General features: G+C 63.0%; 27 protein-coding genes and 1 tRNA gene. 14 read left to right on the top strand and 14 right to left on the bottom strand.

All coding sequences use genetic code 11. The features are described from left to right. Positions 1–18: 18 nt before the first annotated feature. From plsX to HEP69_RS20145, 6 genes are all read left to right on the top strand, one after another. Positions 19–1146 (top strand): phosphate acyltransferase PlsX, encoded by a 1128-nt coding sequence (plsX, locus tag HEP69_RS20170; protein ID WP_290560309.1) that lies wholly within the window; start codon positions 19–21, stop codon positions 1144–1146. A gap of 15 nt (positions 1147–1161) precedes the next feature. Next, complete coding sequence (locus tag HEP69_RS20165) at positions 1162–2133, top strand: beta-ketoacyl-ACP synthase III (protein WP_290560308.1); 972 nt, start codon at positions 1162–1164, stop codon at positions 2131–2133. A 94-nt stretch (positions 2134–2227) separates the two neighbouring features. Beyond that, a complete protein-coding gene (gene ihfA, locus HEP69_RS20160) occupies positions 2228–2530 on the top strand; it encodes an integration host factor subunit alpha (RefSeq protein ID WP_290560307.1) in 303 nt (100 codons plus the stop codon). A 17-nt stretch (positions 2531–2547) separates the two neighbouring features. Beyond that, positions 2548–3405, top strand: a complete 858-nt coding sequence (locus tag HEP69_RS20155; RefSeq protein ID WP_290560306.1) for a MerR family transcriptional regulator — start codon at positions 2548–2550, stop codon at positions 3403–3405. A gap of 76 nt (positions 3406–3481) precedes the next feature. Beyond that, positions 3482–3558: transfer RNA gene (locus HEP69_RS20150), tRNA-Pro, on the top strand. A 58-nt stretch (positions 3559–3616) separates the two neighbouring features. Beyond that, positions 3617–4696, top strand: a complete 1080-nt coding sequence (locus HEP69_RS20145) for a 2'-deoxycytidine 5'-triphosphate deaminase (RefSeq protein ID WP_290560305.1) — start codon at positions 3617–3619, stop codon at positions 4694–4696. A 9-nt stretch (positions 4697–4705) separates the two neighbouring features. Here HEP69_RS20145 and HEP69_RS20140 read toward each other — a convergent pair whose 3' ends face one another. Further along, positions 4706–5941, bottom strand: coding sequence for a hypothetical protein (locus HEP69_RS20140; RefSeq protein WP_290560304.1), 1236 nt, complete (start codon positions 5939–5941; stop codon positions 4706–4708). A 341-nt stretch (positions 5942–6282) separates the two neighbouring features. On the opposite strand from HEP69_RS20140, the gene HEP69_RS20135 reads away from it, so the two are divergent. Further along, entirely contained in the window at positions 6283–6492 is a 210-nt protein-coding gene (locus HEP69_RS20135; protein ID WP_290560303.1) for a hypothetical protein, read from the top strand. 205 nt (positions 6493–6697) lie between these two features. Here the strand turns inward: HEP69_RS20135 and HEP69_RS20130 are convergent, their stop codons facing one another. The 7 genes from HEP69_RS20130 to HEP69_RS20100 all read right to left on the bottom strand — a co-directional run bounded on the left by HEP69_RS20130 (position 6698) and on the right by HEP69_RS20100 (position 13540). Further along, a complete protein-coding gene (locus tag HEP69_RS20130) occupies positions 6698–6970 on the bottom strand; it encodes a hypothetical protein (protein WP_290560302.1) in 273 nt (90 codons plus the stop codon). Between the two features lie 73 nt (positions 6971–7043). Then, positions 7044–7649 carry an SMC-Scp complex subunit ScpB gene (gene scpB, locus HEP69_RS20125; RefSeq protein WP_290560383.1) on the bottom strand — a complete coding sequence of 202 codons (606 nt, stop codon included), beginning with the start codon at positions 7647–7649 and terminating at the stop codon, positions 7044–7046. A gap of 50 nt (positions 7650–7699) precedes the next feature. Next, entirely contained in the window at positions 7700–8491 is a 792-nt protein-coding gene (locus HEP69_RS20120) for a ScpA family protein (RefSeq protein WP_290560301.1), read from the bottom strand. After that, complete coding sequence (locus tag HEP69_RS20115) at positions 8481–9491, bottom strand: glycoside hydrolase family 3 N-terminal domain-containing protein (RefSeq protein WP_290560300.1); 1011 nt, start codon at positions 9489–9491, stop codon at positions 8481–8483. The genes HEP69_RS20120 and HEP69_RS20115 overlap by 11 nt, the downstream gene beginning before the upstream one ends. 19 nt (positions 9492–9510) lie before the next feature. Continuing rightward, positions 9511–10509 carry an SPOR domain-containing protein gene (locus tag HEP69_RS20110; RefSeq protein WP_290560299.1) on the bottom strand — a complete coding sequence of 333 codons (999 nt, stop codon included), beginning with the start codon at positions 10507–10509 and terminating at the stop codon, positions 9511–9513. 82 nt (positions 10510–10591) lie between these two features. After that, positions 10592–12337 (bottom strand): arginine--tRNA ligase, encoded by a 1746-nt coding sequence (gene argS / locus HEP69_RS20105; protein WP_290560382.1) that lies wholly within the window; start codon positions 12335–12337, stop codon positions 10592–10594. Positions 12338–12391: 54 nt separating this feature from the next. Continuing rightward, positions 12392–13540: a deoxyguanosinetriphosphate triphosphohydrolase gene (locus HEP69_RS20100; RefSeq protein ID WP_290560298.1), complete on the bottom strand. Its 1149-nt coding sequence runs from the start codon at positions 13538–13540 to the stop codon at positions 12392–12394. Between the two features lie 79 nt (positions 13541–13619). On the opposite strand from HEP69_RS20100, the gene HEP69_RS20095 reads away from it, so the two are divergent. Next, entirely contained in the window at positions 13620–13943 is a 324-nt protein-coding gene (locus HEP69_RS20095) for an iron-sulfur cluster assembly accessory protein (RefSeq protein ID WP_290560297.1), read from the top strand. On the opposite strand, the gene HEP69_RS20090 is transcribed toward HEP69_RS20095, so the two are convergent. The 3 genes from HEP69_RS20090 to HEP69_RS20080 all read right to left on the bottom strand — a co-directional run bounded on the left by HEP69_RS20090 (position 13944) and on the right by HEP69_RS20080 (position 16504). Beyond that, positions 13944–14846, bottom strand: coding sequence for a DMT family transporter (locus HEP69_RS20090; RefSeq protein ID WP_290560296.1), 903 nt, complete (start codon positions 14844–14846; stop codon positions 13944–13946). It abuts the gene before it with no gap. Then, entirely contained in the window at positions 14843–15937 is a 1095-nt protein-coding gene (locus tag HEP69_RS20085; protein WP_290560295.1) for a hypothetical protein, read from the bottom strand. The genes HEP69_RS20090 and HEP69_RS20085 overlap by 4 nt, the downstream gene beginning before the upstream one ends. 69 nt (positions 15938–16006) lie before the next feature. Further along, the gene (locus HEP69_RS20080) at positions 16007–16504 is read right to left on the bottom strand and encodes a DUF6749 domain-containing protein (RefSeq protein ID WP_290560294.1); all 498 of its coding nucleotides are present in this window, start codon (positions 16502–16504) and stop codon (positions 16007–16009) included. A 388-nt stretch (positions 16505–16892) separates the two neighbouring features. Here HEP69_RS20080 and xth point away from each other — a divergent pair, with 388 nt between their 5' ends. Beyond that, positions 16893–17672 (top strand): exodeoxyribonuclease III, encoded by a 780-nt coding sequence (xth, locus tag HEP69_RS20075; protein ID WP_290560293.1) that lies wholly within the window; start codon positions 16893–16895, stop codon positions 17670–17672. Between the two features lie 68 nt (positions 17673–17740). On the opposite strand, the gene HEP69_RS20070 is transcribed toward xth, so the two are convergent. Both HEP69_RS20070 and dksA read right to left on the bottom strand, forming a co-directional pair. Continuing rightward, positions 17741–18862 carry an FAD-dependent monooxygenase gene (locus tag HEP69_RS20070; protein ID WP_290560292.1) on the bottom strand — a complete coding sequence of 374 codons (1122 nt, stop codon included), beginning with the start codon at positions 18860–18862 and terminating at the stop codon, positions 17741–17743. Between the two features lie 82 nt (positions 18863–18944). After that, positions 18945–19367: an RNA polymerase-binding protein DksA gene (gene dksA, locus HEP69_RS20065; protein ID WP_290560291.1), complete on the bottom strand. Its 423-nt coding sequence runs from the start codon at positions 19365–19367 to the stop codon at positions 18945–18947. Positions 19368–19550: 183 nt separating this feature from the next. Between dksA and HEP69_RS20060 the strand changes: the two genes are divergently transcribed. Continuing rightward, positions 19551–20390: a MoxR family ATPase gene (locus HEP69_RS20060; protein WP_290560290.1), complete on the top strand. Its 840-nt coding sequence runs from the start codon at positions 19551–19553 to the stop codon at positions 20388–20390. A 188-nt stretch (positions 20391–20578) separates the two neighbouring features. Here HEP69_RS20060 and HEP69_RS20055 read toward each other — a convergent pair whose 3' ends face one another. Further along, on the bottom strand, positions 20579–21013 hold the full coding sequence (locus HEP69_RS20055; RefSeq protein ID WP_290560289.1) for a BLUF domain-containing protein: 435 nt from the start codon (positions 21011–21013) through the stop codon (positions 20579–20581). 306 nt (positions 21014–21319) lie between these two features. On the opposite strand from HEP69_RS20055, the gene HEP69_RS20050 reads away from it, so the two are divergent. From HEP69_RS20050 to HEP69_RS20035, 4 genes are read left to right on the top strand one after another with little or no spacing between them, the layout of a single operon-like run. Continuing rightward, the gene (locus tag HEP69_RS20050; protein WP_290560288.1) at positions 21320–21778 is read left to right on the top strand and encodes a GNAT family N-acetyltransferase; all 459 of its coding nucleotides are present in this window, start codon (positions 21320–21322) and stop codon (positions 21776–21778) included. Next, positions 21775–23142 carry a DUF2927 domain-containing protein gene (locus HEP69_RS20045; RefSeq protein ID WP_290560287.1) on the top strand — a complete coding sequence of 456 codons (1368 nt, stop codon included), beginning with the start codon at positions 21775–21777 and terminating at the stop codon, positions 23140–23142. Before HEP69_RS20050 ends, HEP69_RS20045 begins: the two co-directional genes overlap by 4 nt. A gap of 11 nt (positions 23143–23153) precedes the next feature. Continuing rightward, positions 23154–23321: a hypothetical protein gene (locus HEP69_RS20040; RefSeq protein ID WP_290560286.1), complete on the top strand. Its 168-nt coding sequence runs from the start codon at positions 23154–23156 to the stop codon at positions 23319–23321. A gap of 6 nt (positions 23322–23327) precedes the next feature. After that, a complete protein-coding gene (locus tag HEP69_RS20035) occupies positions 23328–24512 on the top strand; it encodes a VWA domain-containing protein (protein WP_290560285.1) in 1185 nt (394 codons plus the stop codon). Positions 24513–25038 lie beyond the last annotated feature (526 nt).

Raw genomic sequence — 25038 nt, 5'->3', positions numbered from 1 at the left:
CCTCTCGCGGGCCCACGCATGTCAGCCACGGCCGAGCATAACACGACAGCGCAATCTGGGCGCATCATTATCTCGGTCGATGCCATGGGCGGAGACGCCGGGCCTGCCGCTGTTGTCGCTGGCATTGCCAGGTCCGCCCAGAAAAACCCCGATATCGGTTTTATCCTGCACGGTCCCGAGGACATGCTGCGCGCCCAAGTGGCGCGCAAGCGCGGTCTGGAGGACCGCGTCACCTATTGCGATGCGCCCGATGTCGTCACCATGCAGGACAAACCCAGCCATGTGATGCGTCACGGCAAGGGGACCTCGATGTGGTCAGCGCTGGAATCGGTGCGCGAGGGACATGCGACCGTGGCCGTCTCGTGCGGAAATACCGGGGCGCTCATGGCGCTGAGCACGATCCGCCTGCGCCGCCTGCCCGGCATTATCCGGCCCGCAATCGCGATTCTCTGGCCGTCGCGCAACCCGCAAGGCTTCAACGTGATGCTGGATGTGGGGGCCGATGTCCGGGCCGACGCGCAAGATCTGCTGCAATATGCGCTGATGGGCGCCTCTTATGCGCGCAACGGGCTTGACCTGCCCCGCCCCCGGATTGGCCTTCTGAATGTCGGCACGGAAGAGCACAAGGGCCGTCCCGAACTGCGCGAAGGCTTCGAGCTGATCGGCGGCTTCGCGGATCGCGCGAGTTTCGATTTCGTGGGCTTTGTCGAAGGCGGTGATATCCCCGGCGATGTCTGCGATGTGATTGTCACGGATGGGTTTACCGGCAATGTGGCGCTGAAAACCGGCGAAGGCACCGCCAGCCTGATCGGCGATCTGCTGCGTGAGGCGTTTCGGTACACACCGCTTTCGCGGCTGGCCTCGCTTTTGGCGCTGACCTCTTTGCGGCGGCTGAGAAAGCGCATCGACCCGCGCCGCGTCAATGGCGGGGTGTTTCTGGGACTGAACGGCACGGTGGTGAAATCCCACGGCAGCGCGGATGCCACCGGCGTGTCGGCCGCGGTCAAGCTGGCCTTCCAACTGGCGCAATCGGGTTTTTCGGAAAAGCTCGCCGCACGGGTTGCATCTGCCGCAGCACTTGCTCAGGATACGCCGAATGGGCCCAAGGACGGGGACACCGACGGCCCCAAACAGACAGATGCATAAAGGGCAGGCATCCTGATGACGCGACGTGCCGTCGTGGTGGGCGTAGGCCACTACCTTCCGGAACGGATTGTTCCCAATTCCGAGTTTGAAAAGACGCTGGACACCAGCGATGAATGGATTCGCGCCCGGTCGGGCATCGAACGGCGCCATTTCGCCGCCGAAGGTGAGACCACTTCGAACATGGCCACCGATGCGGCGAAAGCGGCCCTCGCCGATGCCGAACTGGCGCCCGGCGACATCGACGCGATCATCCTGGCCACATCGACCGCCGATCTGACCTTTCCCTCGGCCGCGACCATGGTGCAGGCCGAGCTGGGCATGACCAGCGGCTTTGCCTTTGATGTTCAGGCGGTCTGCGCGGGCTTTGCCTATGCGCTGGCCAATGCCAATGCCCTGATCCTGTCGGGACAGGCCAACCGGGTTCTGGTCATCGGCGCCGAGACCTTCAGCCGGATCATGGACTGGACCGATCGCGCGACTTGTGTCCTTTTTGGCGACGGGGCCGGCGCGCTGGTGCTGGAGGGGCAGGAAGGCCAGGGAACGTCCGACGACCGTGGGATCCTGTCGACCGATCTCAACTCCGACGGGCGCTACAAAGATCTGCTTTATGCCGATGGCGGCGTGTCCACCAAAACAACCGGCTATGTGCGCATGCAAGGCAACCAGGTCTTTCGCCACGCGGTGGAAAAGCTCGCCTCGACCGCCCATGCCGCGCTGGAAAAAGCCGGGCTGACGGCGGATGACGTGGATTGGATCGTGCCGCATCAGGCCAATATCCGCATCATCTCGGGCACCGCCAAAAAGATGGGCCTGCCGATGGAAAAGGTCGTCGTGACGGTGCAGGATCACGGCAACACCTCGGCGGCATCGATTCCCCTCGCCCTGTCGGTCGGCAAGGAACGCGGCCAGATCAAGCCCGGAGACCTGCTGGTAACCGAGGCAATTGGCGGCGGTCTGGCCTGGGGCGCGGTGGTCTTGCGCTGGTAAAGCGCGAAACCCCGCAAATTCAAGCCCTTGCGGGACAGCGTTATTGACAGGCAAACTTCAATCCCCCTATCGTCGCTGAAAAACGGGGACTGGTATGGGCGAAAAAACAATAACACGCATGGATCTCAGCGAAGCGGTCTTTCGCGAAGTGGGTTTGTCCCGCAACGAAAGCGCACAGTTGGTTGAATCGATGCTCAATCACATGTCCGACGCGCTGGTGCGTGGCGAACAGGTCAAGATTTCCTCCTTTGGGACCTTCAGCGTGCGCGATAAATCCGCGCGTGTCGGACGCAATCCCAAGACCGGAGAAGAGGTTCCCATTCAGCCCCGCCGCGTGCTGACGTTCCGGCCCTCGCATCTGATGAAAGATCGCGTCGCGTCGGGCAACAAAAGCTGACGGAAGGGACCTGATCCATGGACAAGTCGCCCGATGCCTTCCGCACCATCAGTGAGGTGGCTGAATGGCTGGGCGTGCAGACCCATGTGCTGCGGTTTTGGGAGAGCAAGTTCAGCCAGGTCAAACCGGTGAAACGTGCAGGCGGCCGACGCTATTACCGCCCCGCCGACATGGCGCTTTTGGGTGGGATCAAGGCGCTTTTGCATGACGAGGGAATGACCATCAAGGGGGTGCAGAAACTCTTGCGTGAAGAGGGCGTGGCACATGTGAGCACCTTTTCGCAACCTCTTGATACGGATGCGGAAATCTCCGGTACATCGGCGATATCCGATCATGACGCGCTGCCGGCCGCGCAAAATGTCCTGCGGTTCAAGGCGCGCCCCGAAGACCGTGCGGGCGCCGAAACCGGAGCAGCCGATCCGGTGCCCGATCCCGGGCAGGAGGCGGGCCCGGCACAGGCCACGCCCAAGGCCGAGGATGCACCTGCCGAGGCTAACGACAAGACCCCGGAAGAAGCGGTGGAGCAGACCCCGGTCGCGGCCCCCCCCGCACCGCCCGAACCGACCAGGCAGGAGGCCGCCGCCGCAGAGCCTGACGCACCGGACAGCCAGCCCGCGCCCGCAGAGCCCGACGCCTCGCCCCTGCCCTCCTTTCTGACCCAGCCGATGGGCGCCGCACCCGGCGCGGAACCGCCCCGCGCACGCGTCGTCGATGCACCCGATCCTCCGCCCGAAGCGCAGATTGCGACCCGGGCCGGTGCGCTCAGCCATCTGGGCGTGTCCCACAGCCTTGACGCCGAACAATCCCGGGCGCTGGCGCCGTTGCTAGGGCGTCTGGCGGTCCTGCGCGACCGTATGGCGGATCCGCGCGGCTGAGCGATGCCAGAGTTGTCGGATTTGGCATGATTCCCCCTTGTCCCCGGTGCCAAAACCGGTATGAACGCCTTCAAGTCGGGCTATGGCGCAGCCTGGTAGCGCGTCCGTCTGGGGGACGGAAGGTCGCAGGTTCGAGTCCTGCTAGCCCGACCAATACACCTGCCCCAGTCAAATTTTGCACGCCTGCCATGCAACAAGCGGGATCTCTGAGATGACCGGTGTCTGCCCCAATCAACAGATCGAAGCGATGATTGACCGCGGCCAGATCACTGCCGATCCTGTGGTCGAGTCCGCTCAAATCCAGCCTGCCAGCCTCGATCTGCGGCTGGGCGATGTCGCCTATCGGGTCCGCGCGTCGTTCCTGGCGGGCGACGGGCAAAGCGTCACCGATCGCCTGCGCGAGTTCGAGATGCACCGCATCGACCTCTCCCAAGGCGCGGTCCTGGAAAAGGGCTGTGTCTATCTGGTGCCGCTGATGGAGCGTTTGGCGCTGCCGCCGGGCATGACAGCCGTCGCCAATGCCAAAAGCTCTACCGGCAGGCTCGATCTGCTGACCCGCACGATCATCGACGGCGGGACCGAGTTCGACCGCATTCCCGAAGGCTATGCAGGTCCGCTTTATGCCGAGATCTGTCCACGCTCGTTTTCGGTCTTGGTCCGTCCGGGCATGCGCCTGAACCAGATCCGGTTCCGGCAAGGCCAATCGGTACTGAGCGACGAGGATCTACGGGCGCTGCATGTGCGAAGCCGTCTGGTGGACGGCGCGGCGGTGATCGAGCAGGGTCTGGGCTTTTCGGTGGATCTGGCGCTGCCGGGCGATACGCTGGTGGGATACCGCGCCAAACCGCATACCGGGGTAATCGACCTGGATCGGATCGGCCAGTATGATCCGGCCGAGTATTGGGAGGAGGTCCATAGCTCTGAGGGGCGCATTATCCTCGATCCCGGCGCATTTTATATTCTGGTGAGCCGGGAGGCGGTTCACATCCCGCCCGAATACGCGGCGGAAATGGCCCCCTATCTGGCCATGGTTGGCGAGTTCCGGGTGCATTACGCGGGCTTCTTCGACCCCGGGTTCGGACATGACGCGGCGGGCGGCGCGGGATCGCGCGGGGTGCTGGAGGTGCGCTGTCACGAGGCACCGTTCGTTCTGGAACACGGTCAGGTTGTGGGTCGGCTGGTCTATGAGCGCATGGCCGAGGTGCCGACCCAGCTCTATGGCCGCGAAATCGCGTCGAATTATCAGGGCCAGGGGCTGAAGCTCTCCAAGCATTTCCGGGCGCCGGGCTGAGCGGGACCGCTAGGTTGCTGGCTTGGGAGCGTCGTCGGCGCCGACCGGGTCCGGTGGCGCCACCGGGTGTGGCTTGGCCGCGGCGTCCCCGTCGGCGGCATCCGCGTTTGTGTCAGTGCCTTTGCCAAAGAAATCCGTGCCGAAATTGCTGATCTTGTTGAACGCGCTTTCGGCCATGAAGCCCGACAGGAAGGCCAGAAACGCCACCGTGAAGGGGCTCAGTTCCAGCCGCCCGTCCGGCCCACCGCCCTGAGACAGAACCAGCATCCCGGCCCCTGCGAACAGGAACACGCCGATCGCCGCCGCGATCCCCTCGCCCAGAATGATCAACAGCCGCGACCCACTGGGCACCCGTTGCTCCAGAAAGGTCGAGCGCGAATAGGCCACCAGGGTTCCCAACGCACCGGCGGCGATGGTCACCATCAATGTCAACAGGATGGTGGGCGTCGACACCAGTTGCGGCAACGGGTTCCACCAACCGGCATCGGCCAGCGAAATCCAGCGGGTGCGATGCTCGGAATAGATCGGGACCGATTTGCGCAGCTCGTCCAGCGCCGCCTGATGGCTGTTTTGCCGCTTCAGGTGAAACGAGCGCTCCTCATGCGCGCGCTGGGTGTTGCTTTCGGCATTTTGTACCGCGAGCGTCAGGCTGGATATCTGATCCGAGAGTTCGGTCAGCCGCGCCGACAGATCGCTGGCATCGCTCAGGATCTGTTGGCGCTTCTGCGGCTCGATGGTGTCGCGGAAGCTCATCAGCGGAAGCTGGAAGAACCCGGCATTCACCGCCGCAAGCATTGGCTTGTCCTCTTGGGTTGCGATCAGCCGGTACAACCTGGCATTGTCGCCCTCGGCCAGATGCGCGGTCGCCTCGCTCAGATGGGCATGGGCCAGCATGACGGTTTCGCGAAGACTGGTCTGGGCCCGGTCGTACTGAACCGAGGTGGTGTTTTCGGCCTGCACGGTGATCAGGATCGAGTCGTCCGCCCTGGCAATGTCGTCCTGTGCGGCCGCAATCAGCGCTTCAAGCTCTTCGTCGCGCTTGACCAGGAACCGGAGCGTGTCGAGATCTCTCAGCTCGGCCCCGTTATTGGCCAGCGCCCCGTTCCAGTCGGTGCGGATCACATAGGCCGAAAAGCCGACAACCAACAGGGTGACGCAGATCGCGTAAAGCAGGATCAGCAAAGCACCGACCGAAATGTTGCCAGTGCGCTGGCCAATCGTAAATGTCTCGGACCCCTTGGCCATTGGATGTTCCCCCAAAAAACTTGTATAAAATGGCGCCCACTCTGCCATGGATTGTGTCTGCAAGCAAGAATCCGGGGGGCGGCGCCACCTTGCTCCAACCGCTGGGCCAGTCCTTTCTCATCCCCGCGCAACCAAACCAGGCCCGATCTGGTCGCCGGATGGATCGTGTCGCGCTCTGGTCGGGCCGTTGTCCGGTCCCGGTTTCAGGTCCAAGACGCCAGGGATTGGGCGGCATTCCTGCCAGAGCGCACGCGCACCTGCCCCGGGGCGAGGGGCTGGTTCTTCACAATATCGGTGTTGACGAAACGGGGCGTTATCTCGGCCATAGAGGGGCTGTGTCGATGTTCGACAGCTGTGCCCGACATTGGCGCGTGCGGATTGAGGATGGCACACTGAGCGAAGATGAAGCAGGTCCGGTCCATCAGTCGGGTCTGCGGCTGGAGGAGATCGGCACCCTGCACACCCGCCGCCCGGTCGAGGCCGCCTTCCCCGATGAGCATCGCGACGCAGGGTGCTTTGCGCAACCCGACATCTCGACGCTGCGGCCCTGATCCGAGCCGGGCCTTGTCGCCGGTCTGACCGCGACCCGAACTCGGCGAGAGATCACGCCGATCATCGACCGGTTCCGTCAGGCCTATCAGGATCAAGGTGCGCAGCCGCCTGTCGACAGGTCATTCCTGAGCGTTAATCCGACACGGTGAAGGCAGGCGCCAGTCCGCTCTGCCACCGCGTCCACATGTGGCTGGGTCTTCGTGCTTACATCCGGCCCAGTCGGCGCGCCGCGCGGATCGCCTGTTTGGCGCTGCGCTGGGACTTTCGCACCTGCTTTTGCTGCTGGGCAGTGGGCTGGCCGCGCTCGACCACGTTGCCGTGATCGTCGATTGTGCTGCCATCGGGGCTGCCGCCTGCCTTGCCCTTGCGCTTGTTGGCAAGGTTCGAGGCGCCGTTGATGCCCATATCCACGCCTTTGCTGACCACACGGCGCATCACCTGGCGCATGATCATATTGATAATCCGGTTCGCGTTCATCGCAACACCCCTTCATCCTGCTCTCAAGGTGTATATAGCACGAAACCAAGGAATTTTCAGGGCGAAACCGGTCTCATTCTTCAAAGAGCTCGGACTGATCGACGTCAATGCCCTCGTCTTCGTCGTCCTCGTCGCCCAGGCCGAGCGCACCAGGTGGCGGTCGGTTCTCCAGCAGACCCGCCGCGCGCAGCTCTTTGAGCCCCGGCAGATCGCGCGCGTTTTCCAGACCGAAGTGATCCAGAAACCCTTGCGTGACCACAAAGGTGACCGGGCGGCCCGGCGTCATCTTACGGCGACCGAAGCGGATCCACTCCATCTCCAAAAGCTGATCGACCGTGCCCCGGCTGACCGAGACACCGCGGATCTCCTCGATCTCGGCCCGTGTGACGGGCTGGTGATAGGCGATGATGGCCAAGGTCTCGATCGCGGCGCGGCTGAGCTTGCGCGTCTCGACCGTTTCCTTTTGCATCAAGAACCCCAGATCGGCGGCGGTGCGCATCGCCCAGGCATCGCCCACCTTGACCACATGCACGCCGCGCCCCTCATAGCGCTTGCGCAGATGCACAAGCGCCTCGGCTGCGTCACAGCCATGGGGCATCCGCGCCTCCAGCTCGCGCACGGTCACAGGTTCGGCGGTGGCAAAGAGGATGGCCTCGACCATGCGCTCCTGCTCGCCCATGGGCGGCGCTTCGAAAAGGCTCTCCTCTCTGGGTTTGCCGGCCTCCTCGGTCACTGTGTCCGGTCCTTGCCGCGCAGCTCGATAGGTGCGAACGTTTCCGTCTGACGGATCTCCAGCCGCCCCTCCTTGACCAGTTCCAGCGTGGCTGCAAAGGTCGAGGCCGTGGCCGAACGGCGCCGCATCGGATCGGCGTCCCAGCCTTCGGGGAGGTATGCGGCCAGATCGGTCCAGCTGGGCGCATAGCCGATCAGCCCGCGCATCCGCTCCAACGCCTGTTCCATGGTAAAGATCGCGTCGCGATCCATGACAAAGGGGCGAAACTCATCTCGGGTGCGGATCCGCGCATAGCCCTGCATCAGATCAAGCAGCGTGGCGGTATAGGTCACTTTCTTGACGCGTGTCACATTCTCCGGCAGGCCGCGCGCAAAAACATCCCGGCCCAGCCGGTCCCGTGCCATCAACCGCGCGGCGGCATCGCGCATCGCCTGCAACCGTTCGAGCTGGAACGCCAGATGTGCTGCAAGCTCTTCGCCCGAGGGGCCCTCCTCGGTGGGATCGGGGGGCAAAAGCAGGCGCGACTTTAGAAATGCCAGCCAGGCCGCCATCACCAGATAATCCGCAGCCAATTCGATCCTGAGCGCCTTGGCCCGCTCGACAAAGCTCAGATATTGTTTGGCCAGCGCCAGAACTGAGATCCTGCGCAGATCGACCTTTTGCGTGCGCGACAACGTGAGCAGCACGTCAAGCGGCCCCTCGAACCCGTCGACATCGACCACGAGCTGTTCCGCCGCCATCCGCTCCGCGACAGAGACCGTGTCTTCCTGAAAGCCGTTATCCGCCATAAACCTGTCCGCCCATAAGTGCGGAAAGCTCGGCCTCACAGGCGGAAATGTCAATATCCGTGGGCGCGCGTCTGGCCGCCAGCGCGGCCTCGGCCCGGGTTTGCGCGATCTGGGTCATCTCGCCGGCGGCTTCGGCCACCTCTGCCCGTTCGGCCAGGGTGCCGTTGCAATGCAAGATCACATCGCACCCCGCCGCCAGCGACGCACGGCTGAGATCCCCGAGCGCCCCCGAAAGCGCCTTCATTGAGATGTCATCGGTCATGATCAGCCCGTCAAAACCGATCACGTTCCGGATATGATCCAGCACCGGTTTCGACAGCGTGGCGGGCGCGGCATCAAGCGCCGCATAAACGACATGCGCCGTCATACCCAAGGGCAGATCGCTGAGCGCGTGGAACGGCGCGAAATCGCTGGCCGCGAGCGCGTCGAGCGGGGCATCGACACGGGGCAGATCATGATGGCTGTCGGTGACTGCGCGGCCATGGCCGGGGATGTGTTTGAGCACCGGCAGCACGCCGCCCTCCAGATGCGCCTGTGCTGCGGCGCGCGCCAAGACGGCAACGGTTTCGGGGGCATCTCCAAAACAACGGTTGCGCAAGAACGGGTGAGTGTCGGCAAAGGCCAGATCGGCCATCGGCGCGCAGTTGCTGTCGATGCCAAGCGCGCGCAGCTCCTCCGCGATCAGACGATAGCGCAGGTAGATCGCGCGCTCCGCTTCTGCTCCGGCCAGGGCGATGTGATCCAGCGGCGGCCGCCATTCGCGGGCCAGGGGGGGTCTGAGGCGTTGTACCCGTCCGCCTTCCTGATCGATGGTGATCGGGGCCGCCCGCCCGACGGCCTCGCGCAGATCCCCACACAGCGCACGGATCTGATCCGGCGTCTCCAGGTTTCGGGCAAAGAGGATAAACCCAAAGGGGTTCACATCGCGGAAGAACGCCGCCTCCTCCACGCTCAACCGCAGGCCGTCCGCATCCAGGATCGTGGCGCCGAACCGGTTCATCTGGCGCAATCTCTGACGATCATCGGGTGACCACGGGGATGCAATCGGCCCCTTCCGAGACCAGCGCCGAACAAAAGCGACGCGCGTCGCTGAGGTCTTCAAACCCCATCGCGCGCAGCCGGAAGAAGGTGCGCCCGCCGCTGGAGGCCTCCTGCACGATCCGGCGCTTGTCCAACAGGTAATCGGCGAACTGGGCGGCCAGCCGGTCCCATTCGCTGCGCGCCTGATCGGCGCTCTCAAAGGCGCCCAGCTGGACCACACGGGTGCCTGCGGGCACATCCGCTGCGGCGATATCCAGCCCGCCCGTCGCGTCAGCCACGACCGGCGTTGGCGCGACGATGGGTGGTCCGCCCGCAGGCCGGATCCGCGGACGCAGGGATCGCGTCACACCGGGAACGTCCAGCGCGACGGCGGGTTCGGGCACCTCGGCTGCCTGCGGGGTCTCGGCCTCGGTGTCCAGCATCAGCGGTTCGGGTGCGACGATGCGGGCCGTGACGGGGGCGGTTCCGGTCTCAGGCTCTGCCTCCGAAAGCGGCGCCACCCCATCGGTGATCTGCGCCACCAGCGCATCGATATCGCCTGACCGGAGGGACGCGGCCACCGTATCTTCGGGGGTGTCGGGCTCGGCTTCGTGCCGAATGGCAGGACGGGTGATCTGCGATTGGGGGGCGTCCTCATCGGCCAGCGATACCGGCCTGGGCGCCAGCACCAGCGTATCGGCCGGAGGCGCGGCCGAGCCATCCGCCGCCACGGCATTCACCGCCAGGCCCTGATGATCGGCAGGCCGTCCGCCGGGATTTTCCGGTTGCACCCGCATCGGCCCCTCGACGGCGCGCACAACCGGGATGCCCGAGACGTCCCGCACCACCAGCTTATAGCCCCAGATGCCGACACCGACGAGCAACCCCAACGACACGACCGCCCCGGTCAGACTGATAAGACGCGCCAGACCGCCGCCGCCTGCGGGCTTGCCCGCAGCGGGTCGGATCTCACCTTGGGTGACCTCACGTTCCGCCATGTCTGCCTCACTGCCCGGTGCGCGCCTTTCATGCGCGCCCGCGATTTCGCTTCTGCCTCGGACCGGCGTGTCCTGCGTGCGCCTAGCGCATCTCCTGAGCCGGTTTCACGCCAAGAATACCAAGGCCTGCGGAAATCACAATCGAAACGGCCTGGGCCAGCGCGATTTTCGACTGGCTGGTGGCTGTATCGCCCTCTTGCAGAAAGCGCAGCTGAGGCACGTCATTGCCCCGGTTCCACAGGCCGTGAAAATCCCCAGCGAGTTCATAAAGATAAAAGGCAACGCGGTGCGGTTCATTGGTGCGCGCGGCGATCTCAATCAGGCGGGGCCATTCGGCGAGTTTCCGCGCCACGCCCAGTTCCGCCTCATGGGTCAGACCGCTCAGGTCAGCGGCGCGCAGCGTGCCGTCATCGGCGGCTATCCCCGCCTCGTCGGCCTTGCGCAGAACGCTCATCACCCGTGCATGGGCGTATTGCACATAAAACACCGGGTTCTCACGGCTCTGCTCCAGCACTTTGTCGAAATCGAAATCGAGCGGCGCGTCGTTTTTGCGCGTCAGCATCACAAAGCGCGTCACATCCGGGCCAACCTGATCGACAACATCGCGCAGCGTCACAAAGGTACCCGCGCGTTTGGACATCTTGAAGGGCTGGCCGTTCTTGAACAGCCGGACCAGCTGCGTGAGCTTGATGTCCAGCGGAACCTGCCCGTCCGAAAGCGCCGAGACGGCCGCCTTCATCCGCTTGACATAGCCCCCGTGATCGGCGCCAAACACATCAATAAGAACATCGAACCCTCTGGAAACCTTATCGAAATGATAGGCAATATCGGGCGCGAAATAGGTCCAGGATCCATCGGATTTCTTGACCGGGCGATCCACGTCATCGCCATGTTCGGTCGATTTGAACAGCGTCTGCTCGCGCGGCTCCCAATCCTCGGGCGTCTTGCCCTTGGGTGGCTCCAGCACACCTTCATATATCAGACCCTTGGCGTCGAGATCGGCCAGCGCGGCCTCGATCCGGCCCGTGCCGTAAAGTGATTTTTCGGAGAAAAACTGGTCCATCGTCACGCCGAGCGCTGCCAGATCCGCGCGGATCAGATCCATCATCGCCTCGGTGGCATAGTCGCGCAGTTCGGCCAGCCAGACCTCTTCGGGCTGATCCACCCAGATGCCGCCCTTCTCCTTGGCCAGTGCTGCGCCGACCGGGATCAGATAGTCCCCGGGATAGGTGCCATCCTCAAACGCCACCTCCTGCCCCAGCGCTTCGAGATAGCGCAGATAGACCGACCGGGCCAGAACATCGACCTGACCGCCGCCGTCATTGATGTAGTACTCCCGGGTGACAGCGTAACCGGCATAGTCGAGAAGGCTCGCCAACGCGTCGCCAAACACGGCGCCACGCGTGTGGCCCACATGCAACGGCCCCGTGGGGTTGGCCGAGACGTATTCGACATTCACCTTCTTGCCCGTCCCCATGATGGAGCGGCCATAACCCGTGCCCTCACTCAGAACCGCGTCCAGCACCCCGTGCCAGCATCGGGGGGCCAATCGCAGGTTCAAGAACCCCGGCCCCGCCACATCGGCACTGTCGACACGCGGATCGGCGGCCAGCTTGGCGGCCAGCGCCTCGGCTATGTCGCGCGGTTTCCGACCCGCAGGCTTGGCCAGCACCATCGCTGCATTGGTCGCCATATCGCCATGGGCGGCATCGCGCGGCGGTTCGACCGTCACATTGTCTCGGCTCAGCCCTTCCGGCAGTGTGCCTTCGGCGGTCATTTCGGCCAGCGCGTCCAGCACCAGCGCGCGGATATCGGCAAAAAGGTTCATCGCTCTCATGTCCTGATCTCGGTCGCGCCGGGTGTAACAGCCACGCGGCCTGCGTCAACGGGGATGCGCGCCGATGACCCGCCCATGCTCCAAAAGCGCGAACCGATCGGTCATTCCGGCGATGTAGTCCGAGACGATCCGCGCGAGCGCCGTCTGATCCCGGGCCGCTGCCACATCGTCTTGCCATCGCTCGGGCATCAAATCGGGCCGGCCTAGAAACAGCGGAAAGAGCTCCTCGACCACGCGCGTGACCTCGGCCCGTTTGGCCATGACCGAAGGCGCCCGGTACATCCGGGTAAAAAGGAATGCGCGGATTTCCCTGAGGTCGGCCCACACCGCGTCCGAGAAGGCGATGACAGGCGCGCCCAGATGGCGGATCTCCTCGACCGATTGCGCACCAGAGGCCGTGAGCCGCGCATGCGAGGTTTCGATCACATCCGCCACCATCACGCCAAAGACCCGGCGCAGTGCTTCGTGCCTGCGCCGCCGCGCATCAAGCCCGGGATAAAGCGCATCGACCTCCGCGTAAGCCGCGCCCACAATCGGCAGATCGCTGATCGCGGCATCCGTGAAGAGCCCCGCGCGCAGCCCGTCATGCAGATCGTGATTGTTATAGGCGATGTCGTCGGCCAGCGCCGCCACCTGCGCCTCGGCACTGGCATGGCTGGCCAGATCCAGATCGTCCTCGGCGTTGTACTCGGCCAGCGCATAGGGCAGATCGCCTGTCACGGGCCCATTGTGTTTTGCAATCCCTTCAAGGGTTTCCCAGGTGAGGTTCAACCCATCGAAACGAGCATAGTGCCGCTCCAGCCGGGTCACGATCTTGATTGCCTGGGCATTGTGATCGAACCCGCCATAGGGCGCCATCAGCGTGTGCAGCGCGTCCTCTCCGGTGTGCCCAAAGGGCGTGTGGCCCAGATCATGGGCAAGCGCAACGGCTTCGGTCAGCTCCCCGTTCAGCCCCAACGCCCCGGCAATGGTGCGGGCCACCTGCGCCACCTCGATCGAATGGGTCAGCCGGGTGCGGAAATAGTCACCCTCATGCTCGACAAAGACCTGGGTCTTGTGCTTGAGCCGCCGGAAGGCGCTGGAATGAATGATCCGGTCGCGGTCGCGCTGAAAACACGACCGAAAGCTGCTCTCCTCTTCCCCGACGCGCCGTCCCCGGGCACGCGCGGGGTCCGAAGCATAGGGCGCGCGCATCCGCGATCCTCACCTTGAGTTGGGTCCCGAGCCCCTCTATATTGCAGTCAGTGCGATATGAAAACCGGATGAACCGCTCATGAACCTGCCGCCCACAGTCACCCCGCGTGCCTTTGAACGCCTCGCCGAAATCGGCGCCGCCGGTCAGGGCCAGGCCCTGCGCGTGGCGGTCGAAGGGGGCGGATGCTCCGGCTTTCAATACGAGATCGCACTCGATGACCCCAAAGAAGACGATCTGGTTCTCGAAGGCCATGGCGAAAAGGTCGTGGTCGACGCGGTCTCCCTGCCGTTTCTGGAAAACGCCGTGATCGATTTCTCCGAAGAGCTGATCGGCGCGCGCTTTGTGATCAAAAACCCCAACGCAACCAGCTCATGCGGGTGCGGAACCTCCTTTTCGATGTGATCAGGGATCGGTTCTGAACCGGGTCGGCGCTGGCTTGGTCGCAGGGGCCAACTGATCCCAGAGCAAGAACATCCCCGATCCGATCACGATCGCGACGCCCAGATAGGTGCCAGCCCCCGGAAATTCGCCAAAAAACACCGCACCGATGATCACCATCCAGGCAAACTGCAGGTTCATCAGCGGCGTCACCGTATAGGCAGGCAGCATTCGCAACGCCACCACCAGCAACCAGCGCGCGACAAAGAGCAGCGCCGCATACCCCAGTATCCAGCCCAGATCGGCCAACCCCATGTCCCGCCAGACAAACGGCAGCGCCGCCCCCATCACCACCGCTATCGCGAGATTTGGGTAAAACACCTGCGCCAGGGCATTTTGTTCATAGCGCCCGATAAAGCGCGCCAGAACCATCGAGAACGTGCCCAGCAGCACCGCCATCAAGGCCCAGGCATGACCCGCCCCGATTCCGTGCCAACCTTGGGGAAAAAGACACAAAACACCTATGAATGCAGCCATAAGCGCGACCCAGGCGGCGGGGCGCACGCGCTCTTTCAGGATCGGGCCTGACATCAGCGCGGCAAGGATCGGGATCAGCCCGACAAACAGGAACACATCCGCGAAGGGCAACAGGCGGAACGCGTGGAAAAACCCCAGCACCGCCAATACCGTCGCCCCGGCCCGCAGCGCCATCGCCCGCGGACAACTGGTGCGCAGGCCGCGCCGCTGGCGGGGATGGCGGTCGGCCAACAGGCTGAGCAGAACCACGATGCAGCCCGATATCGCATAAAGCTGGGGTGCCGCGAAGCTGCCTGCGATCAGCTTGGTTATTCCGTCCGCCCCCGAGATCAGCGCGGTATAGGCCACAACCAGACCCGCCCCGACCAATCCGGTGCGCAGCGCGATCACAGAGCCACCACGCGGCGCATGTCGGTGCGTGGCCCATCCGCGCGGGCAAAGATCCGAAAAAACGCGTCGAAGTCGGTGCAGTTGGCTTCGGCCTCCTGCACGATGTCCTGGCCACGCGTATCGAGCGCATCCAGCAACCCATCGCGCATCGCCGCCCAATCGCCCCGGCGATCCGCGCCCAGGGCGAACAGCCGCTCAGAAAGTGTCCGCAACGGCCCGGGCAAGGGCATTTCGCGGCTGAATTCAACGCGACAGAACTGTGGGGCGGCCACAAAAACATCCTCGCCTTTCAGCGCCATCAGCCAGTTACAGACGAAATAGTCGTGGTAGTGGTCTTGCACCCGCGCCTGCGCCCCCTCGATCAACGAGAACCGGCGCGCCTCCCGCGCGATCCACTCCTCCCAGAGTACCGGCGGCATCTGCCCGGCATAGCGCAGCGCCACACAGATTTCGGCCAACAGGTCGGCATTTTGATCCAGATAGGCCAGCGTGCCGGCGTAATCGAGACTGCGCAAAATGGCCGCGTCCAGGCCTGGATCACATCGCCCGTATTCGCTGAGGTAAAAGACGATATGCGTCAACTCATACGCCGCCTTTTTGTTGGGCAGCGCAAATGTATCCGCCCGGCCCGCGAACCGGCGCAACCGATCGTCCAGACCTGTATCCGCCGCCAGCGGATCGCAGCCGCGCCGGAGCATCAACCGACGCGCTTCGGCCCGCTGAAGATCCGACAGCTCCGCCTCCGCCAATCCTGCCCGCGTGGCCCAATCGACCAAGGCCTCGCCTTTTGATCCGGGCAGACCCAGATCTTCCAGATCCAGCGTGATCGACAGCAAGAACCGGTAATATTGTGGAAAAAACGTCATTCGTTCCAGAACCTGCGCATAAAACCCCTGCAATGGCTCAATCGCGGCGTCATCCAACGTCTGGCCGGTACACTCCAAAATGCTCAAGAGCTCGGCATTTTCCTTGAGCCAAAACACATCCTCTCCAAAGCGTCGCTCGGCGGCGAAACACTGGATGAGGCCCGCCAACCGCCGCGCAAGCGGTTGACGGGACACGGGCACATTCAACTGAATGACATTCGACATGGGATGAGAGGTCCTTTGAAAGAAGGTCAGATCAAGACGCAGAATGTGCCCATCCAGGGGGCGTTGGCCCTAGCCGACTGTCGGCGCCATCGACGTCGAGAAGAGCGCGTTGCCCTCGCCTGAGATCACCTCGGCCTTGCCTTGAGGTGCCATCGACGTTGAAAAGAGCGCTGTTCCCTCGCCCGCAATCCCATCTGCCTTGCCCTCGGGGGCCATGGAGGTCGAAAAAAGGGCCGTGCCGTCGCCCGAAATCACCTCTGCTGTGCTTTCAGCGGCCATCGAGGTCGAATAGAGCGCGGTGCCCTCGCCGCTGACCACATCGGCCCGCGCCGTGGGCGCCATCGAGGTCGAGAAAAGCGCAGTGCCATCCCCCGCAACGGTATCGGCCGAAAGCTCGGGGCCCATTGAGGTGGAAAAAAGGGCGGTGGCCTCACCCACCATCGCATCGGCCTGCCCAACGGGCGTCATGGAGGTGGAAAAAAGGGCCGTTTGATCGCCATCAAACAGGCTTTGACCGGCCGATGTATCCTGGGCTGGGGTCTCTTGGAATTTGCGTTGTGCTGTCATGGAAATGCTCCGTGGTTTGAGGGTCGTCACCCTTTCACGGTTGCATCCAGGAGATTATTTTTGGAAACCTTTTTCTACTGCCACGAGAGTTACCCACAGCTTATCCACATCAGTCGAAAGACCCAAGAAATTGCCGACGCGCTCAATCCCAAAGATGCACACCGATCAAAAAAACTTTATCCACACTGCGTGAATCCAAGGGGTTCCAAGGTGTTTTGTCTCATTGTTCGCATGAAACAGACAAAATGCGCGGCGAATCGCATCGCACCGACTCGCCTCGGAGCCGCCCAGCCGAGCCGCGCGACCGGGCCCGCCGTGGCGTCCCTTGTCCCCGCCGCCCCGATAGGCGATAGATCGATACGGTCTCTCCAAGCGCAAAGGTTCGGGCATGAAAATCGCGACGTTCAACATCAATGGGATCAAAGCGCGCAGTGCGGCGCTGCCCGCCTGGCTTGACAGCGCGACGCCGGAAATCGTGCTTTTGCAGGAGATCAAATCCGTCGATGAGGCCTTTCCCCGCGACATCCTGGAAGAGCGCGGATACCAGGTGGAAACGCATGGTCAGAAAGGCTTCAACGGCGTGGCGATCCTGTCAAAACACCCGCTGGAGGATGTCACACGCGGGCTGCCCGGCGACGACAGCGACGAACAGGCCCGCTGGATCGAAGCGACCGTGGTGGGCAAGACCGCGTTGCGGCTCTGCGGGCTTTACCTGCCCAATGGCAATCCCGCGCCGGGACCGAAATACGACTATAAGCTGGCCTGGATGGAGCGGCTGCACAGCCGCGCGCGGGACCTGCTTGCCGATGAGATGCCCGCGATGATGGCAGGCGATTACAACGTGATCCCCCAAGACGAGGACGCCAAACGCCCCGACGCCTGGAGGCAGGATGCGCTGGCCCTTCCCGAAACCCGCGCCGCCTTCCGCAGGATCGTGAACCTCGGTTTCACCGATGCGTTCCGCGCCCGCAACCAGGCTGCCGGGCATTATAGCTTCTGGGACTATCAGGCCGGTGCCTGGAACCGCAATGATGGCATACGCATCGACCACCTGTTGCTCAGCCCCCAGGCTGCGGATCTGATGACCGATTGCGGCATCGACGCCGAGATCCGCGGCCATGACAAACCTTCAGACCACGTCCCTGTTTGGGTTGAGCTTGATCTCTGAACATTTGCCTGAGTGCGCCTGAACGCATCCCGGCGACCATCTGCGTCCGCCTTGCGAGGAGGCGTGGGTCAGGTGAAAACCTTTGTCGCATCATAGCCATAGACCCAATCCAGCCGCCGCGCCAAGGCCCCTGCCCCAAAAGCCAGGACCGCCCGGGCCCCCCAGGACCAAGGCGGGGTCAGATGAAATCGCCAGGCATTGCCACGTGCCAGCGCGACCACCGCCTCGGCGCGCGCCCGGCGCGCGTGCTGATAGGCGACAAGCCCGGCCTCAACCCCACCCGCATGCGCAAGTGCGCTGGACAAGACCCAGGCATCCTCCAATGCCAGACAGGCGCCTTGCGCCATGAAGGGAACCGTTGGATGGGCCGCATCGCCCAATAACGCCACACGTCCATCCGCCCAACGCCGCGCGACCGGGCGCAGATGCAGCGCCCAGAGATGCACCGCTTCGGCGCGTGCGATCAGCGCGCCCGTGGCACCGCCGAAATCGGCAAATCGGGCCCGAAAGTCTGCCGGATCGCCCGACTGCCGCCAACCTTCCTGGGTCCAGCCGCTGCGCTCTTCGACGGCCACGATGTTCATCGACCGACCGCTGCGCAATGGATAGCTGACCACATGCGCCCGGCTTCCCATCGCCAGCGTGGCGGGCTGATCGGCGGCGACGGGCGGATCGCAGGGCACCAGCGCGCGCCACGCCACCTGACCGGTAAAGGCCGGGGCGACGGGCCCATCCACCACGCTGCGCCAGGTGCTTTGCCCACCGTCGGCGGCCACGATCAGATCGGCCCGCACCGTGCCCGGGGTCACCGGACGGCCCAGGGTGATCTCGACCCCGGCGCGCTCGGCGGACTTGATCAATAGGGTCAGCAGATCGGCGCGGTGCATGTACCAGGTGGCGCCTGACGAAGGTGGCGGTACAAACGCCACTTTGCGCCCTGAGCGACCCGCGCGCATGTGCGTTCCGGGCGACAGGGTCGCCTGGGTCGGGATGTCCTGCCCGACTGCCTGAAGGGCACGCAAGACGACCTGGCCATTCGCGCTGATCTGGAGGCCGGCGCCAACCTCGCTCAGCTCTGGGGCTTGCTCGTAAAGGCGGACCTGGGCGCCGCGTTGCGCCAGCGCCGCCGCCGCAGCCATGCCACCGATCCCGCCGCCGATCACGGCCACCGAAAGCCCGCTCAATTCCATCGTTATCCCCTCAGAACGCAGCAAAGGCGCCAGGGTTCCTCCCGACGCCTTTCACATCCTCTGCGCAGATCGAACCTGTCGCTCAATCGTCGCGATGGACCTTTTCACGCCGCTCATGCCGCTCCTGCGCCTCCAGGCTCATCGTGGCGATGGGCCGCGCATCCAGCCGTTTCAGCGAAATCGGCTCGCCGGTGACCGAACAATACCCATATTCGCCTTCCTCGATGCGGCGCAGCGCGCCGTCGATCTTGGAAACCAGCTTGCGCTGACGGTCGCGAGTGCGCAATTCAAGCGCGCGATCCGTCTCTTCGCTGGCGCGATCGGCCACGTCGGGAATGTTACGTGTGCTGTCTTGCAACCCTTCGATTGTATCGCGGCTGTCTGCCAGCAGGTCCGCTCTCCAGTTCAAGAGCTTGCGGCGGAAATATTCCAGCTGGCGGTCGTTCATAAACGGTTCATCTTCAGCCGGGCGGTAGTCATCCGGCAGAAATGTTTCCTGCTTCATTTCGGCTCCCCTGGCTTGGCCAACGCTTGTCATTTTACGCCTGACACCTCATCGGCTCCCCCTAATGACGCAGCGTGTAACGGATGAAATCCGGATTGTCACTACACAATAGAGGCAGGTTTGGTCTAAAACCGCGGCGACCCCATATGATGGGGTGGATTAAAAGCAAAGGGTTGGAAACACATGAAATTTGAGGGCACCAAGGATTATGTGGCCACCGAAGACCTGACCGTCGCGGTCAATGCCGCGGTCACGCTTGAGCGGCCGTTGCTGGTCAAGGGCGAACCCGGAACCGGCAAGACCGAACTGGCGCGGCAGGTCGCGGGTGCCCTGGGTCTGCGGATGATCGAATGGAACATCAAATCGACCACACGCGCGCAGCAAGGCCTTTACGAGTATGACGCCGTCAGCCGACTGCGCGACAGCCAACTGGGCGAGGAACGCGTGCATGATGTGGGCAATTACATAAAGAAAGGTAAACTTTGGGAGGCGTTCGAGGCCGACGAAAAAGTCGTTCTGCTGATCGATGAGATCGACAAGGCCGATATCGAATTTCCCAACGACCTCCTCCAGGAACTCGACCGGATGGAATTCTTCGTCTACGAGACCGGAGAAACGATCCGCGCCGCCACCCGCCCCATCGTGATCATCACATCAAACAACGAAAAAGAGCTGCCCGACGCGTTCCTGCGGCGCTGTTTCTTTCATTATATCCGCTTTCCCGACGAGGCCACCATGCGCCGCATCGTCGAGGTGCACCATCCCGGCATCAAGGAAGGGTTGCTGACCACGGCGCTCACTCAGTTCTATGAACTGCGCGAGACAGCCGGGCTCAAGAAAAAGCCATCGACCTCCGAGGTGCTGGACTGGCTCAAACTGCTCCTGGCGGAGGATCTGACTGCCGACGATCTCAAGCGTGACGGCGCCAATGCGCTGCCGAAACTGCATGGCGCCTTGCTGAAAAACGAACAGGATGTGCATCTGTTTGAACGGCTGGCCTTCATGGCGCGGTCCGGACGGTAAGGGACCCGCGCGTCAGGGCCATTTGGCGCATCGCTGTCGGCGGCCTGAGCCGCGCGACAGATCGAACCCAGCCTAGGGCCATATCGGCTCCACACGGTCAGGCAGCGCCTTGAACCGATCCGGGAGAGGCGCGCCCCTCGGCGCGGTTCGATGGGCGGCACCCTTCCCCGGTGATTTCGAAGGGACCGTCAGGCCACCGAGGTGATATCGGTTCTATCCAGTTGACCGGCATGCTTTGCAAAGGCCTGGATCAAGGGCAGCGGATCGATATCGACCGGCTGGCCCAGCCACGTCTTTCGGCCCAAAAGACCATCGGTCGGCAACAGATCTGACGACAGGTGCCCCATATCCCATCCCGGGAAAAACCGCTCGTCAATGGTGCCATCCGCAAGGATCAGGAATTTCCTGTGCCGCCGGTCTTTTCGTATTCGCGCCAGCTTACGCATCAGCGGCCCATGTGGCCCTTCAAGATATTGCAGAAAGATGTTGCGGTCCACATGCAAAAACCCCGTGATGCCTTCGCGTGCATTGCTGTGAACACTTTCGGTTAGGATATCGAGGATCAACTCTTCATCCAGCTTGGATCGCGCCTCGCTCCGGTAGAGCGCAAATGATAGATGCATTGGCCCAGCTCTCCTCAGTGAAACCCACTCGGTAAAGTGTCCGACACTGTTTAAAAAATGGTGAACCGGACTCTTCCTTCGTTGGTCAAAAAAGGGGTAAGGAGGCTGGATGGATGGGCGCCGTCGCGCTGATGCACAATCGGCGGACAACCGCCCGCGGACGCTCAGCGACCCTTGATCGGCGAGCCCGAAACAGGTTGTTTCCAATGCGGCATCCTATTGGCCACAATTTTGCCCTATTTCCAACGTCTGTTTGCCAGATTATCTTGGCCAGATCCGCGCCAACGCATTGTTTCCCAGGTCGTCATGTCAGCAGATCCCAGCCTTGTTATCCGCCCGCTCGCCCGCTCTGACCGCGACGCCTGGGCGGCGCTTTGGCAAGCCTATCTTGCATTCTATGAAACATCCGTTGAATCAGAAGTTTACGACACGACCTTTATGCGGCTCCTGGGGGACGATCCGCGCGATTTCAACGCCCTTTTGGCGGTACGCAACGGAACGCCGGTGGGGTTGGTGCATTACCTGTTTCACCGGCATGCGTGGAAGATCGAGGAGACCTGTTATCTTCAGGACCTCTATGCAGATCCCTCGGTGCGGGGCACCGGCGTGGGTCGCAGCTTGATCCAGGCGGTCTATGACGCGGCCGATGCCCATGGCGCGCCGTCGGTCTATTGGCTGACACAGGACTTTAACACGCAGGCCCGTTTGCTTTATGATCGGATTGGCGTTCTGACCCCCTTTATCAAATATCAAAGACCCGCATGAACTATTTCGCCCTGCTTTCCATGCTGGCGCTTGCCGCCTGCGCGGCGGCACCGGTCGCCAATGCACCCGCCACCCGCGCAATGGTCGCCGACAGCGCCCTGCCGCCGATGAAGGTGTTCAGCGCGCCCCGCCCGGTGACCCCGCAGATGTCCAACGGCAATATCGCGGCCGATTTCCTATCGCTGCATTTTCAGTTGGAAAGCGGGCGCACACTGCCTGTCTTTACCCGGTTCGAGGGGCCTGTGACCGTCGGTGTCACGGGCCAGCCGCCCGACAGCCTCGGCCCCGATCTGGCGCGGCTGCTGTCGCGGCTGCGCAGCGAAGCGCAGGTCGATATCCGCCAGGTTGGACCCGATGCCCCAGAGGCCAATATCGTCATCGAAGCCGTGAGCCGCACCGATATCCGCCAGGCCCTGCCGCAAGCGGCCTGTTTCGTGGTGCCCAACGTCACCAGCCTGGCCGAGTATCGCCGCTTTCGCAGATCGGACCGCATCAACTGGGCAAGACTGACCGAACGCCAGCAAATGGCGATATTCCTGCCCTATGATGCCAGCCCGCAGGAAGTGCGCGATTGCCTGCATGAAGAGCTGGCCCAGGCGCTTGGGCCGCTCAACGATCTCTACCGGCTGCGCGAATCGGTCTTTAACGACGACAATGTCCATAATGTGCTGACCGGCTTCGACATGCTGATCCTGCGCGCGACCTATGCGCCGTCCCTCAGATCCGGAATGACCCGCGAAGAGGTGGCCGCCCGCCTGCCCCGCATCCTCTCGACGCTGAACCCCGGCGGTGACGGTTTGGGCGAGCGTCCCCAAGCCGTCACGCCGCGCAACTGGATCACGGCCGTTCAAGCCGCGCTGGACCCGGGCACCGGAGTCGCCCAACGCCGCAGCGCCGCAACCGACGCGATGCGGATCGCGCAAGACCTGAACTGGTCCGATCATCGCCGCGCCTTTAGTCACTATATCGTCGGGCGTCTGATCCAGGGTTATGATCCCGATCTGGCACAGCGCCACTTTGCAATCGCGCAGCGCTATTTCGACGAAACCCCGGGCACTGAGCTGCATCAGGCCTATCTTGCCGCGCAAACCGCAGCCTATGCGATCACCCGCGGCGACGGCGACACGGCCCTGCGCAAGATCGCTCCCGCCTTGCCCGTCGCGCGCAATGCCGAGAATGCCGCCCTGTTGGCAACGCTTATGCTGCTCCAGGCCGAAGCCTATACCCTGACCGGCCAGCATGAGACCGCACGCGCCGTCAGACTGGACAGTCTGGGGTGGGCGCGATACGGCTTCGGCTCTGACTGGGCGGTGCGGGCCAAGATGCGTGAAATCTCTGGCCTGACCCCTGCCCCACGCAGCTGAGGGAGCGGTGAATGATAGTCTTGGCCGGGGCCATTCTGGGCGCCCTCCTTGGAGTGTATAACGCAAAGCGCCGGGGCGGCTCGCGTCTGGATATGGCGCAGCATGCCACGGCAACCGCGATTGCCTTTGCCCTGATTGGCCTTATCATCACGATCGTCATTCATCGCACATTGGTCTGATCCGCTATGTTCCTGCCCTTCTTCGAGGCTCTGCGAAACGGGGGTGTTCCGGTGTCCCTCCGAGAATACCTGACCTTTCTGGAAGGGATGAAACGCGGGCTGGCCACCTACGATGTGGAGGCGTTCTATTACCTGGCGCGCACCGCGATGGTGAAGGACGAGCGCAATATCGATAAGTTCGACCGCGCCTTTGCCACGGCCTTCAAGGGGCTTGAAAACATCAGTTTCGAGCAGGTGATGGAGGCCGTGGACATCCCCGGCGACTGGCTGGAGAAGATGGCCGAAAAGCATCTGAGCGCGGAAGAAAAGGCCGAGATCGAGGCGCTTGGGGGGTTCGACAAGCTGATGGAGACCCTGCGCGAGCGGCTCAAGGAACAACAAGGCCGCCATCAGGGCGGCAACAAATGGATCGGCACGGCCGGAACCTCGCCCTTTGGCGCCTATGGCTATAACCCCGAAGGGGTGCGCATCGGTCAAAAGGAAAGCCGCCACCAGCGCGCGACCAAGGTTTGGGACAAGCGGGAGTTCCGCAACCTCGACGACACGGTCGAGCTGGGCACACGCAACATCAAGGTGGCGCTCAAACGCCTGCGCCGCTGGGCCCGTGAAGGCGCACAGGAGGAACTGGACCTCGATGGGACGATCCGTGCCACCGCCGAGCATGGCTATCTCGACGTCAAGACGCGCCCCGAGCGCCACAACGCGGTCAAGGTGCTTTTGTTTCTGGATGTGGGCGGATCGATGGATCCGCATATCAAAGTGGTCGAAGAGCTGTTTTCCGCGGCGCGGACAGAGTTCAAGCACCTGGAATACTATTACTTCCACAATTGCCTCTATGAGGGCGTATGGCGCGACAACCGCCGTCGCTGGGACGCCCAGACGCCGACCCACGAGGTGCTGCGCACCTATGGGCCGGATTACAAGTGCATCTTTGTGGGCGATGCATCGATGTCACCCTATGAGATCGCCTATCCCGGCGGCGCCAATGAGCACTGGAACCAGGAGGCCGGTCAGGTCTGGCTCGCACGCGCACGCGAGCAATGGTCGTCGACCCTGTGGATCAATCCGGTGCCAGAGAAGTACTGGGGCTATACCCATTCGATCGGGATGATCCAGGAGATCTTCGAGAATCGCATGGTGCCGATGACATTGGCCGGTTTGGAAAAAGGCATGCGCGAGCTGACGCGGTAAGCCATTGCCCGAGATGTCGCGGGCTGGCGCGTGTTGCTTGAGCGGGAGGCGGGATAAATCCCGCCCTACAGCAATCAATCCACGAACGGCCAGCGGACGGACCCGTTGGCCCGCAAAACCCCCTGGCCAGCTTCAGCGATGGGCGCCCCGCGCCGTTTGGACGGTTCACCAAGGTCCAGGATCCGTGACTTTGGCGGAGCGGCTTTCAGAGCTTCAAGGCGGCTTGGATGTCCTGCCATTCAGTCCCGCCCTTAACCTGAGACGCACCCGGCAACCTTGAAGTTGTTCCAGCACTCTTGCGGAGAGTAGACTGTTGAATGTCACTGAGAACTGACCCGGTATTTTCACCGGGATTTGACCCACCTTCAGTTATGCGTCTTTGTTTATGACGCGGTCAATGTTGTGGTCCCCTTTTCTGTTTTTTTTGCGCCTCTGGCCCTGGCCTTAACGGGTACGCTGCCTTTTCCGGTTTCGGGGGTTGGCAGCGGGGTGTCAGGCGGTCCCAGAGCGCGGTGGGTGACCTTTT

It is taken from the genome of Aestuariivita sp. (assembly GCF_021404545.1).
Lineage (GTDB): Bacteria > Pseudomonadota > Alphaproteobacteria > Rhodobacterales > Rhodobacteraceae > Aestuariivita.
This window is presented reverse-complemented; position numbering and strand designations above follow the sequence as displayed.

Bases quoted from the DNA above. Each gene is read 5' to 3' on its own strand.
- plsX (WP_290560309.1), top strand. From the start codon at position 19: ATGTCAGCCACGGCCGAGCATAACACGACAGCGCAATCTGGGCGCATC.
- HEP69_RS20165 (WP_290560308.1), top strand. From the start codon at position 1,162: ATGACGCGACGTGCCGTCGTGGTGGGCGTAGGCCACTACCTTCCGGAA.
- ihfA (WP_290560307.1), top strand. From the start codon at position 2,228: ATGGGCGAAAAAACAATAACACGCATGGATCTCAGCGAAGCGGTCTTT.
- HEP69_RS20155 (WP_290560306.1), top strand. From the start codon at position 2,548: ATGGACAAGTCGCCCGATGCCTTCCGCACCATCAGTGAGGTGGCTGAA.
- HEP69_RS20145 (WP_290560305.1), top strand. From the start codon at position 3,617: ATGACCGGTGTCTGCCCCAATCAACAGATCGAAGCGATGATTGACCGC.
- HEP69_RS20140 (WP_290560304.1), bottom strand. From the start codon at position 5,941: ATGGCCAAGGGGTCCGAGACATTTACGATTGGCCAGCGCACTGGCAAC.
- HEP69_RS20135 (WP_290560303.1), top strand. From the start codon at position 6,283: ATGTTCGACAGCTGTGCCCGACATTGGCGCGTGCGGATTGAGGATGGC.
- HEP69_RS20130 (WP_290560302.1), bottom strand. From the start codon at position 6,970: ATGAACGCGAACCGGATTATCAATATGATCATGCGCCAGGTGATGCGC.
- scpB (WP_290560383.1), bottom strand. From the start codon at position 7,649: ATGGGCGAGCAGGAGCGCATGGTCGAGGCCATCCTCTTTGCCACCGCC.
- HEP69_RS20120 (WP_290560301.1), bottom strand. From the start codon at position 8,491: ATGGCGGATAACGGCTTTCAGGAAGACACGGTCTCTGTCGCGGAGCGG.
- HEP69_RS20115 (WP_290560300.1), bottom strand. From the start codon at position 9,491: ATGAACCGGTTCGGCGCCACGATCCTGGATGCGGACGGCCTGCGGTTG.
- HEP69_RS20110 (WP_290560299.1), bottom strand. From the start codon at position 10,509: ATGGCGGAACGTGAGGTCACCCAAGGTGAGATCCGACCCGCTGCGGGC.
- argS (WP_290560382.1), bottom strand. From the start codon at position 12,337: ATGAACCTTTTTGCCGATATCCGCGCGCTGGTGCTGGACGCGCTGGCC.
- HEP69_RS20100 (WP_290560298.1), bottom strand. From the start codon at position 13,540: ATGCGCGCGCCCTATGCTTCGGACCCCGCGCGTGCCCGGGGACGGCGC.
- HEP69_RS20095 (WP_290560297.1), top strand. From the start codon at position 13,620: ATGAACCTGCCGCCCACAGTCACCCCGCGTGCCTTTGAACGCCTCGCC.
- HEP69_RS20085 (WP_290560295.1), bottom strand. From the start codon at position 15,937: ATGTCGAATGTCATTCAGTTGAATGTGCCCGTGTCCCGTCAACCGCTT.
- HEP69_RS20080 (WP_290560294.1), bottom strand. From the start codon at position 16,504: ATGACAGCACAACGCAAATTCCAAGAGACCCCAGCCCAGGATACATCG.
- xth (WP_290560293.1), top strand. From the start codon at position 16,893: ATGAAAATCGCGACGTTCAACATCAATGGGATCAAAGCGCGCAGTGCG.
- HEP69_RS20070 (WP_290560292.1), bottom strand. From the start codon at position 18,862: ATGGAATTGAGCGGGCTTTCGGTGGCCGTGATCGGCGGCGGGATCGGT.
- dksA (WP_290560291.1), bottom strand. From the start codon at position 19,367: ATGAAGCAGGAAACATTTCTGCCGGATGACTACCGCCCGGCTGAAGAT.
- HEP69_RS20060 (WP_290560290.1), top strand. From the start codon at position 19,551: ATGAAATTTGAGGGCACCAAGGATTATGTGGCCACCGAAGACCTGACC.
- HEP69_RS20055 (WP_290560289.1), bottom strand. From the start codon at position 21,013: ATGCATCTATCATTTGCGCTCTACCGGAGCGAGGCGCGATCCAAGCTG.
- HEP69_RS20050 (WP_290560288.1), top strand. From the start codon at position 21,320: ATGTCAGCAGATCCCAGCCTTGTTATCCGCCCGCTCGCCCGCTCTGAC.
- HEP69_RS20045 (WP_290560287.1), top strand. From the start codon at position 21,775: ATGAACTATTTCGCCCTGCTTTCCATGCTGGCGCTTGCCGCCTGCGCG.
- HEP69_RS20040 (WP_290560286.1), top strand. From the start codon at position 23,154: ATGATAGTCTTGGCCGGGGCCATTCTGGGCGCCCTCCTTGGAGTGTAT.
- HEP69_RS20035 (WP_290560285.1), top strand. From the start codon at position 23,328: ATGTTCCTGCCCTTCTTCGAGGCTCTGCGAAACGGGGGTGTTCCGGTG.